Consider the following 10,701-nt stretch of genomic DNA (forward strand, 5'->3'; position numbering starts at 1 on the left):
GGGCCGGCGCGCTTTGTCTGTACTCCGCCGGCGGCGCGATGCCGGCGCGACTCACTCATAGCAAAAACAGATTGGTTGGGGTTTTGAAACTCGAACTAGAGGGAATTACCAAAAGATTTGGTTCCCTAGTGGCCAACGACCACATCGACCTGGTGGTCGAACCCGGACAGATTCATTCGCTGCTGGGTGAAAATGGTGCAGGCAAGTCGACGCTGATGAACGTGCTGTACGGCCTGTATCACCCCACTGAAGGCAGGATTCTGGTCGATGGCAAGCAAGTATCCTTTAAGGGCCCCGGCGATGCCATGGCGGCAGGTATCGGCATGGTGCATCAGCATTTCATGTTGATCCCAGTCTTTACTGTGGCCGAAAACGTTGCACTCGGTAATGAGGCGACGCGTGCCGGCGGAATGCTGGACCTGGAGAAAACCCGGCGTCGAATCCGGGAGATTTCCGACCGGTACGGCTTCCACGTCGACCCGGACGCCTTGGTCGAAGACTTGCCGGTCGGTGTGCAGCAGCGGGTGGAGATCATTAAGGCACTGGTCCGTGATGCCGAGGTACTGATCCTCGATGAGCCCACTGCGGTGCTGACGCCGCAGGAAACCGATGAGCTGATCGACATCATGGCCCAGTTGAAAGCCAACGGCACTTCCATCGTCTTCATTTCCCACAAACTGCGGGAGGTCAAGGCAGTCTCAGACGTGATCACAGTGATCCGTCGCGGAAAGGTGGTGGGAACCGCCGAGCCGTCGGCATCCACCACCGAACTGGCATCGCTCATGGTGGGACGGTCCGTGAGCCTCAACCTGGAAAAGGAAGAGGCAACACCCGGGGAAAAAACCTTCCAGGTGAGAGACTTGAAGGTCACCGCCGCAAATGGCTATCGTGTCGTCAACGGCGTCAGCTTCGACGTCGCACGGGGAGAGGTCCTCGCTGTCGCCGGCGTGCAAGGCAACGGGCAAACGGAACTCACTGAAGCCGTGCTCGGGCTGCAGGACCATGTCTCCGGCTCCATCAAACTGGAGGGCAAGGAACTTGTGGGCCGGACCGTCAAGCAGGTGCTGGCTGCCGGCGTCGGATTTGTTCCCGAGGACCGTACCGTGGACGGATTGGTCGGCCCCTTCACCATTGCTGAAAACATGGTTTTGGACATGTATGACCGGGCGCCTTACGCCACGGGACTGGGCATGAAGCCGAAGGTCATCGCCGACCACGCACGCGAAAAGGTGAATGAATTCGACGTCCGGACTGCAGGAATTGATTCTGCGGTCGGCACGTTGTCTGGCGGAAATCAGCAGAAAGTGGTGCTGGCGCGCGAATTGTCCCGGCCGCTGAAGTTGTTCATCGCTTCACAGCCAACCCGCGGTCTCGACGTCGGCTCGATCGAATTTGTGCACAAACGCATTATCACCGAGCGTGACAACGGCACCCCGGTGATAATCGTGTCCACCGAACTCGACGAGGTGGCCGAACTGGCGGACCGGATTGCGGTGATGTACCAAGGCAAGTTGATGGGCATCGTTCCGGGTGGAACCTCCAGAGATGTACTGGGCCTGATGATGGCCGGCATGTCTGAGGAGGACGCCAAAGCGCAGCCGCACTCCGAGCATCCGATGGAAACGGGCGGTCCCGCCCACATTGAGGAACGTGACAAGGCCGCACGGGAAGGCCATACCGAGGAGCGGGGAGGAGACCAATGAGCCGTTCCGACGACGGCCGGCGCGACCAGGATTTCGGCCAGGACGAAAACGAGGCTAAGGCCGGGATGGGAACTGCCGGAGGCCGTGAACCATTGCCAGCGGTTCCCGCTGACGCGCAGAGCGGTGAGGTGGAACCACCGGAGAACCGCGGCCGGTCGGTGCTCAAAGAGATCTTCCATGGTGGCTCTCTGGTGTCGATTCTCGCCATCGTGCTGTCCTTGTTCCTGGGCGGCATCCTGATCGCAGTCACGAACGAGCGCGTGGTCGAAGCGGCAACTTACTTCTTCGCGCGGCCGACCGATACGCTGGTAGCCGCCTGGGAGGCGGCGTCCAGCGCCTACGTGGCACTGTTCCAAGGGGCCATCTTCAACCCGCGCGCCAGTGATCTGCAGGGAATGATTTTTCCTTTCACCGAGACGCTGGCAGTCTCCACGCCCCTGATCCTCGCAGGCTTGGGTGTCGCACTGGCTTTCCGGGCCGGGCTGTTCAATATCGGCGCACAGGGCCAGATCATCATCGGTGCCACTATGGCCGCCTGGGTGGGATTCACCTTGGATCTGCCGTGGGGGATCCACCTGCTCTTGGTGATCCTGGCGGGCATTATAGGTGGCGGGATTTGGGGAGGCATCGCGGGCCTGCTGAAAGCGCGGACCGGCGCCCACGAGGTCATCCTGACCATCATGCTGAATTACATCGCCGTCTACCTTCTTGCATATCTGCTGACCACCGAATCATTCCAACGCCCCGATTCCTCCCAACCGATCTCGCCCCGGCTGGATGCGACAGCGATGTATCCACGTTTGTTCGGTGACGGGTTCCGTCTGCACTGGGGCTTTGTCGTTGCTATTGGTGCCACGCTGCTGGTCTGGTGGCTGCTGCACCGCTCCACCATCGGGTTCGAGTTCCGTGCCGTCGGCGCCAACCCGCACGCATCCAAGACCGCCGGAATCAGCGTCGCCAAGGGGTACACATTGGTGATGATCATTGCCGGCGCGCTGTCGGGACTGGCCGGCGTTGCCCAGGTCTCGGGTACCGAAGGCGTATTGACCGACGGCGTCGCTGCCAGCTTCGGATTCGACGCCATCACGGTGGCGCTGCTGGGCAGATCCACGCCATGGGGCACATTCTTCGCCGGGCTGCTGTTCGGCGCGTTCCGCGCGGGAGGCGTGACCATGCAGACCCTCACCGGGACCCCTATCGACATCGTGCTGGTTGTGCAGTCGCTGATCGTGCTCTTCATAGCCGCCCCTCCGCTGGTGCGGGCGATCTTCAGGATCCACGAGGACGGCAAAGGCGGAAAGGGCAAGCCGCGGCGCAAGTCCTCCCGTGAGACCGTCAAGGCAGGAGGTGCCGCGTGAGCGCGCCAGTGTTATCACCCCAGGGACAGGCACCCCAGCTCGATACGGTCCGGAGTTGGAAGACGCCCATCATTTACGCGATTTTCGCCGTCGTCGCGCTGGCGGGCTTCGCCTTCAACGCACCCGGCGGCACAGCTACTTTCGGGATCTCAGCAGGCAGGGACGTAATTCAGCTTGCGCCCGTGGTGGTTCCCACCGTGCCGGTTGGCTGGGCGAGTGCACTGATCGTGACCGCCATCGCCGTGTTCTCCTTCCTGCAGATCAAGGGCGGACGCAAGGATCCGCGATGGCTTCCGATCATTTATGCAGTGGTATTCGTCATTGGATTCCTTGTATGGGTGGTTGGCAGCGCGGAACGCACTGATGTTTCCTTGGTCGGGCTGCTCGCTGGCTCCGTCACCTTGGCTGTCCCGCTGATCTTCGGGTCCCTGTCCGGCGTGTTGAGCGAGCGGGTAGGTGTCATCAATATCGCCATCGAAGGCCAATTGCTGGCCGGTGCCTTCGCCGCTGCCGTGGCAGCTTCCATTTCCGGAAACGTCTACGCAGGCATGCTGGCCGCCACCGTCGCAGGCGTTCTGGTGTCCGTGGTGCTGGCGGTCTTCAGCATCAAATATCTGGTGAACCAGATCATCGTCGGCGTTGTGCTCAATGTGCTGGTCTCGGGGCTGACAGGGTTCCTGTTCTCCACCGTGCTCAGCCGTGACTCGCAGACCTGGAATTCACCGCCGTCGTTGCCGGTCATCCAAATTCCAGTCTTGGAACACATCCCGATCCTCGGCGGTATTCTGTTCCGGCAGACCATCGTGGGCTACCTGATGTACGCGGCCGTGATCATCGTCTACATCGGCCTCTTCCACACCAAGTGGGGGCTGCGCGTCCGGTCTGTAGGGGAGCACCCGAAGGCGGCCGACACCCTGGGTATCAAGGTTAACTTCACCCGCGCACGCAACGTTATGCTCGGCGGCGCCGTGGCCGGTCTTGGCGGGTCCTTCTATACCCTCGTTTCCGTCAGCCAGTTCACCACAGACATGACTGCCGGACAGGGGTACATCGCCCTCGCGGCGATGATCTTCGGACGGTGGAATCCGGTATGGGCGTTCTTCGCCGCGCTCCTCTTCGGCTTCGCGACCAACCTCCGGTTTGTGCTGTCCATTCTTGGCACGCCGGTGCCCGGTGAGTTTTTGGCCATGCTGCCGTACGTGGTGACGATCGTCGCCGTCGCCGGGCTGGTTGGACGGTCGAGACCACCGGCGGCCAATGGCACGCCGTACATCAAGGGGTGACAATGGCGCACGACGACGACGTGTCCGCTTCTGTGGACGGAACGGCTCCGGACGGGAACGACGGCACGGGTGCTGACGTGGATTGGGAGGCTTTGACCGATGCCGCCCGGGAAGCGATGCAGCACGCCTACGTCCCGTACTCGAAGTACCCCGTCGGCGCCGCTGCACTGGCCGACGACGGAAGGCTGATCACCGGCGCCAACGTGGAAAACGCCTCCTACGGCCTCACCCTGTGCGCGGAATGCTCGCTGGTCTCCGCCCTGCACATGTCCGGCGGCGGAAGGATTGCAGCCTTCACCTGCGTCGACGGAAACGGTAATATCCTGATGCCATGCGGACGGTGCCGCCAACTGCTCTACGAACACCGTGCACCACAGATGCGGCTGCTCACCGTCAGCGGGATCCGTACCATGGACGAGGTCCTGCCGGATGCCTTCGGACCACAGGACCTCGACGAAGGAAGGTCATTATGAGCGGCAACTTCGACGCCGTCGACATCATCCGGACCAAACGCGACAAGGGCACGCTCAGCGACGAGCAAATCGACTGGACCATCGACGCCTACACCCGCGGGATCATTGCGGACGAGCAAATGTCGGCCCTGAACATGGCGATTCTGCTCAATGGGATGTCCCGGCCGGAGATTTCCCGCTGGACCGCGGCAATGATTGCCTCCGGCGAACGGATGGACTTCTCCGCACTGGGAAAAGCCACCGCGGACAAGCACTCCACCGGCGGGGTCGGCGACAAGATCACGCTGCCGCTCGCAGCCCTGGTGGCCGTCTTCGGCGTCGCAGTTCCACAACTCTCCGGCCGCGGGCTTGGCCACACCGGCGGAACCCTTGACAAGCTGGAATCCATTCCGGGCTGGCAGGCGTCGCTGTCGAACGAGCAGATGATGAACCAATTGTCCGACGTCGGCGCTGTCATTTGCGCTGCCGGCTCCGGGTTGGCTCCGGCGGACAAGAAACTCTACGCCCTCCGCGACGTCACCGGGACCGTGGAATCCATACCGCTGATTGCCTCCTCCATCATGAGCAAGAAGATCGCCGAAGGCACCGGCTCGCTGGTGCTCGACGTCAAGGTCGGTTCAGGGGCGTTCATGAAGGATGAAGAGTCCGCCCGCGAGCTCGCCGAGACCATGGTCGCGCTGGGCAAGGACGCCGGCGTCAACACCGTGGCCCTGCTGACCAATATGGAAACGCCACTGGGCCTGACTGCTGGAAACGCCATTGAAGTGGCGGAATCCGTCGAGGTGCTCGCCGGCGGCGGTCCGGAAGACGTCGTCGAACTGACTGTGAGGCTGGCAGAGGAAATGCTGGCCTGCGCCGGAATCCACGACGCCGATCCAGCTGCGGCACTTCAGGATGGCCGGGCGATGGACGTCTGGAAGCGGATGATTTCCGCCCAGGGTGGAGACCTCGATGCGGCGCTGCCGGTGGCGAAAGAGTCGGAAATGATTTACGCTCCCGCCGATGGCGTGCTCGTCGGACTCGATGCGCTCAGTGTCGGCGTCGCTGCCTGGCGGCTCGGAGCCGGACGTGCCCGCAAGGAGGACGTGGTCCAGGCAGGCGCCGGTGTCCGGATGCATGCCAAGCCGGGTGCGATGGTCCGTGCCGGCGAGCCACTGATGACCCTCTTGACCGACACCCCGGAAAAGTTTGCCCGGGCCCATGACGCGCTGGCCGACGCCGTCGTCATCGCCTCCGAAGGGGCACGTCCGGCCCAGCAGCTCATCATCGACCGCATCTCCTGAACCCGCAAATGTGTTTGCTCCCGTTTGTGACATTTAACCCTGCGCGCGCAGGTCAATTTGTCCCAAACGGGAGCAGATCCGACATCGGCCGGGTTTCGGGCCTGCTTGAGTCTCCGGTCCCGGATCCGCCGCCCCCCACGACGTCATCCTCTGGTCTGAGAAATCCGCCGCCGGGGAGTCCTCCCTGGACTGATGCGCCGGACCACCCACGGGAATTACGTTGTAAATGCGGGACCAATCAGGGGTACACCCCATAGTGGGCGGCGCCGGAGCACGGGATCGTTGAGGTAGCAGACAACGAATCAGGGGACCGGCATGGAAACGATCGAAGACTTCACGGCATGGATCGACGCCATCAACGGATTCATCCTCGACGCCGCCGGTTCCCCCTGGGTGTACTTTCTGCTGCTGGGCGTGTGCATTATCGACGGCTTCTTCCCACCGGTCCCGAGCGAGACAATCGTGGTCGCGCTCGCCGCGGTTGCGATGAGTTCCGGCGGGCCGAACCTGTGGCTGGTCATCCTGCTCGCCGCGGCCGGGGCAGTGATTGGGGACAACACCGCGTACGCCATCGGCAGGAGTATCGGCACGACCCGGTTCCGGTGGATGCGCCGGCCACGGGTGGCCGATTCGTTCGCCTGGGCCGGAGCGAAACTCGACAAGCGTGGGGCGATGCTGATCATGATTGCCCGCTACATTCCCGTCGGACGGATTGCCGTGAACATGACGGCCGGCGCCACCGGTTTCCGCCGCGCCCGGTTCTTCTGGTTTACCGTCATCGCGGGCTGCTCCTGGTCGCTCTACTCGGTCGGTATCGGGGTCCTCGCCGGGCACTGGGTGAAGGACAATGCGCTCCTCGGCGTCGGACTCGCCGTCGGTATCGCGCTGACGATCGGCCTGATTGTCGATCAGGTCAGCCGGCTCCTGGCCGCCCGCAGCTCCCCCCGCGCCGAAACCTCAAAGCCCCGCCCGGAGCCCAGCCGCCTCTGATCTACTACAGTGGCTTCTGTGACTGAACCAGTATTGAACGCCGTGCCCGCATCCGATCTGACCTTTGATATCCGGTCCCTGCCGAAGGTGTCGCTGCATGACCACCTTGACGGCGGACTGCGACCGCAGACCATCATCGAACTGGCCGCCGAGGCCGGACACGAACTGCCCTCGACCGACGCGGTTGCGCTCGGCGAGTGGTTCCGCGATTCCGCCGATTCCGGCTCTCTGCCGCGCTACCTCGAGACGTTCGACCACACCATCGCCGTGATGCAGACCCGGGAAGGACTTGCCCGGGTGGCGCGGGAATTCGTGGAGGACTTGGCCGACGACGGCGTCATCTACGGTGAGGTGCGTTGGGCACCTGAGCAGCATCTCCAGCAGGGTCTGAGCCTGGACGAGGTTGTCGAAGCAGTCCAGGAAGGGCTCGAAGCCGGCGTCGACGCGGTGGAAACATCCGGGCGGCACATCCAGGTCGGGCAACTGATCACGGCCATGCGGCATGCCGACCGCAGCATGGAAATCGCCGAACTGGCCGTCCGCCACCGGGACTCCGGCGCGGTCGGGTTCGACATCGCCGGAGCGGAGGATGGATTCCCGCCGTCGCGCTTCACCGAGGCCTTCACCTATCTGGCCGAGAACCAGTTCCCGGTCACCACGCACGCCGGAGAAGCGGCCGGTTTGGACAGCATCCAGGACGCGTTGATCAACGCCCGCGCCCTCCGGTTGGGCCATGGAGTGCGCATTGCCGAAGACATCGACGTCGAATTCACCACCGACGAAGACAACGAGAGCGACGTCGGTATGGTCACCCTGGGACGCCTCGCCTCTTGGATCCGCGACCGCAGCATTCCGCTCGAGGTCTGCCCCTCCTCGAACCTGCAGACCGGAGCCGTCGCTGAATTCGGCAACAGCATCGCCGAGCACCCCGTCGATCTGCTGTACCAAACCGGCTTCAACGTCACCATCAACCCGGACAACCGGCTGATGAGTGGTGCGACGCTGACCGATGAGTTCGAGTTGCTGGTTGAAACCTTCGACTACGATCTGGACGACATTCAGCGGCTCACGCTCAATGCCGTCGAGGCCGCGTTCCTGCCGCTGGAGGAGCGCGAAGCACTCGCCGACTACATCGTCGAAGGATTCCAGAGCCAGCAGTGAACGGCGATCAGTCGGCCGGGTTTACAGGTGATCCTGCCGGTGCGGGACATGGCGGCCCGGGTGCCCGCGATGGTGTGGAGGCCTCCTTCGTGCGGCTCCTCGAAGTCATCGCCGAGCTGCGGCAGCACTGTCCCTGGATGGGGGAGCTGACGCACGAATCGCTCGTCGAGTACCTGATCGAGGAGACGTACGAGCTGGTCGACGCGGTCGAGGGCGGGCATCCGGCGGAGGAACTGCAGGGAGAGCTTGGCGATGTCCTGCTGCAGGTTGTGCTGCATGCGCGGCTGGCGGAGGAGTCCGGCAGCTTCGCGATGCGCGACGTCGTCGAAGCGCTGACAGCCAAAATGGTGCGGCGCAATCCACATGTCTTCCAGCCGGACGGGACGTTGCAGGAGAGTTTTCCGGCCACGGTGGACGAGATAATCGAGCGCTGGCATGCGGTGAAGAAGCAGGAGAAACCGGAACGGACTTCACCGTTCGACGGCGTGCCGCACCACCTTCCGGCGCTCGTGTTCGCCGCCAAGACGCTCAAGCGTGCAGACCGGGCGGGACTTGAACCGACAAAACCTTGGGCGGAGCGACCCGGCCAGCAACCCCGGACCGAAGCTGAACTGGGAGATTTCCTGCTCGACGTCGTCGGACAGGCTGCAGCCAACGGTCTGGACGCCGAACGCGCCCTTCGCGCCGCCGTCGTCCGCTTCCAGGCCGACTGCACGCGTCGGGCGTAACGCATGCCGCGCCGGCCGAAACTGAACTAGGCTGGGGACAGAACCCGGTTCGACGCCGTTCCACCAACGTTTTCTTACGACAGGAGCTACGCCATGGCCGTTATTGACGCCATCCACGCACGTGAAATTCTCGACTCCCGCGGCAATCCCACCGTTGAAGTTGAGGTCCTCCTCGACGACGACACGTTCGGCCGCGCCGCCGTTCCTTCCGGCGCCTCCACCGGCCAGTTCGAGGCAGTCGAACGCCGCGATGGCGACAAGAACCGGTACATGGGGAAGGGCGTCACGCAGGCCGTTGAGGCAGTGATGGACCAGATCGGCCCGGCGCTACAGGGCTATGACGCCACCGATCAGCGCACCGTGGACCAGATCATGATCGACCTGGACGGCACCGACAACAAGTCGAACCTCGGGGCCAACGCGATGCTGGGCGTCTCCCTCGCCGTCGCCCGTGCCGCCGCCGAATCCTCGGCACTGCCGCTGTACCGCTACCTTGGCGGACCTAACGCGCACGTGCTGCCGGTTCCGCTGATGAACATCCTCAATGGTGGCTCGCATGCGGATTCCGACGTCGACATCCAGGAATTCATGGTCGTGCCCCTGGGTGCTCCGAGCTACTCCGAGGGCCTGCGCTGGGGTGTGGAGACGTACCACAGCCTCAAGTCCGTCCTGAAGGAGAAGGGCCTGGCCACCGGGCTGGGCGACGAGGGCGGCTTCGCTCCGAACCTTTCCTCCAACCGTGAGGCGCTGGACCTGATCACGACGGCTATCGAGCGCGCCGGCTTTACCCCGGGCAAGGACATCGCCTTCGCCCTGGACGTTGCCGCAAGCGAATTCTTCTCCGACGGCGCCTACCAGTTCGAGGGCAAGGCCCGCACCCGGGAGGAAATGGCCTCCTACTATGAGGAACTCGTCCGCGACTACCCGCTGGTATCCATCGAGGACCCGCTGGACGAGGACGACTGGGACGGCTGGGCCGCACTGACGGCGACGCTCGGCGACAAGACCCAGCTCGTGGGCGACGACCTTTTTGTCACCAATCCGGAGCGCCTGCAGCGCGGAATCGACTCCAAGACGGCAAACTCGCTGCTGGTCAAGGTCAACCAGATTGGCACGCTCAGTGAGACACTGGATGCGATTTCGATGGCCCAGCGTGCCGGATACACGACCATCACCTCACACCGTTCCGGCGAAACCGAGGACACCACGATCGCCGACATCTGTGTGGCCACCAACGCGGGCCAGATCAAGACCGGTGCCCCGGCGCGGTCGGAGCGGGTGGCGAAGTACAACCACCTGCTGCGGATTGAAGAAGAGCTGATGGACGCCGCCCGATATGCCGGATTGTCCGCCTTCCCGCGTTTCACGGCGTAGATGAGGCTCCTGCTCGCTATCGTGGTGTGTAGCCAGCAGGAGTTTTACCCGAGCCCCATCAAGGAGGGCCATGTCCACGCGTCGCCCTAATGTTCCGCGCGCTGGGAGACCAGCCCGGAATGACGGCGGCTCCGGCGCGGTCACGAGCACCGGCGGTTCCGGCGCGGGTCCGGACTCCAGCGGCGGAGCCGGCGTGGGTGCTGACGTGCTGCGGCCGGACTTTGGCCGCAAGGATGAAAGCGAACCCGGTTTCTCCGCCACTGTGGATCCTTCGAAGCCAAGTGCCGGAGCGGAGTCGGGGGCGCGGGTAAAGCCCTCGTCCAAGTCCGGCACAGCCGGGGCGCAAAG

Annotated in this window: 9 protein-coding genes and 1 pseudogene; all 10 read left to right on the forward strand. The window is 63.5% G+C overall.

Going from position 1 to position 10,701, the window contains the following annotated elements; all coding sequences use genetic code 11:
• Positions 1-83 precede the first annotated feature (83 nt).
• Positions 84-1,703, forward strand: a complete 1,620-nt coding sequence (locus tag Y707_RS23770; protein ID WP_081744648.1) for an ABC transporter ATP-binding protein — start codon at positions 84-86, stop codon at positions 1,701-1,703.
• On the forward strand, positions 1,700-3,061 hold the full coding sequence (locus Y707_RS23775) for an ABC transporter permease (RefSeq protein ID WP_081744641.1): 1,362 nt from the start codon (positions 1,700-1,702) through the stop codon (positions 3,059-3,061). The genes Y707_RS23770 and Y707_RS23775 overlap by 4 nt, the downstream gene beginning before the upstream one ends.
• Positions 3,058-4,344, forward strand: coding sequence for an ABC transporter permease (locus Y707_RS0105580; protein ID WP_026534341.1), 1,287 nt, complete (start codon positions 3,058-3,060; stop codon positions 4,342-4,344). Before Y707_RS23775 ends, Y707_RS0105580 begins: the two co-directional genes overlap by 4 nt.
• 2 nt (positions 4,345-4,346) lie before the next feature.
• Positions 4,347-4,817, forward strand: coding sequence for a cytidine deaminase (locus tag Y707_RS0105585; protein WP_081744642.1), 471 nt, complete (start codon positions 4,347-4,349; stop codon positions 4,815-4,817).
• Complete coding sequence (locus tag Y707_RS0105590; protein WP_026534343.1) at positions 4,814-6,100, forward strand: thymidine phosphorylase; 1,287 nt, start codon at positions 4,814-4,816, stop codon at positions 6,098-6,100. Before Y707_RS0105585 ends, Y707_RS0105590 begins: the two co-directional genes overlap by 4 nt.
• A gap of 315 nt (positions 6,101-6,415) precedes the next feature.
• A complete protein-coding gene (locus Y707_RS0105595; RefSeq protein WP_253905068.1) occupies positions 6,416-7,090 on the forward strand; it encodes a DedA family protein in 675 nt (224 codons plus the stop codon).
• Positions 7,091-7,108: 18 nt separating this feature from the next.
• Positions 7,109-8,251 carry an adenosine deaminase gene (locus Y707_RS0105600; protein ID WP_026534345.1) on the forward strand — a complete coding sequence of 381 codons (1,143 nt, stop codon included), beginning with the start codon at positions 7,109-7,111 and terminating at the stop codon, positions 8,249-8,251.
• Between the two features lie 137 nt (positions 8,252-8,388).
• On the forward strand, positions 8,389-8,979 hold the full coding sequence (locus Y707_RS0105605) for a MazG nucleotide pyrophosphohydrolase domain-containing protein (protein ID WP_081744649.1): 591 nt from the start codon (positions 8,389-8,391) through the stop codon (positions 8,977-8,979).
• A gap of 93 nt (positions 8,980-9,072) precedes the next feature.
• Positions 9,073-10,353 carry a phosphopyruvate hydratase gene (eno, locus tag Y707_RS0105610; protein ID WP_026534347.1) on the forward strand — a complete coding sequence of 427 codons (1,281 nt, stop codon included), beginning with the start codon at positions 9,073-9,075 and terminating at the stop codon, positions 10,351-10,353.
• A gap of 70 nt (positions 10,354-10,423) precedes the next feature.
• Positions 10,424-10,701, forward strand: a pseudogene (locus Y707_RS32100) (hypothetical protein); the annotation flags it as partial.

Origin of the sequence: Arthrobacter sp. H14 (genome assembly GCF_000520495.1) — a bacterium.
Lineage (GTDB): Bacteria > Actinomycetota > Actinomycetes > Actinomycetales > Micrococcaceae > Arthrobacter_C.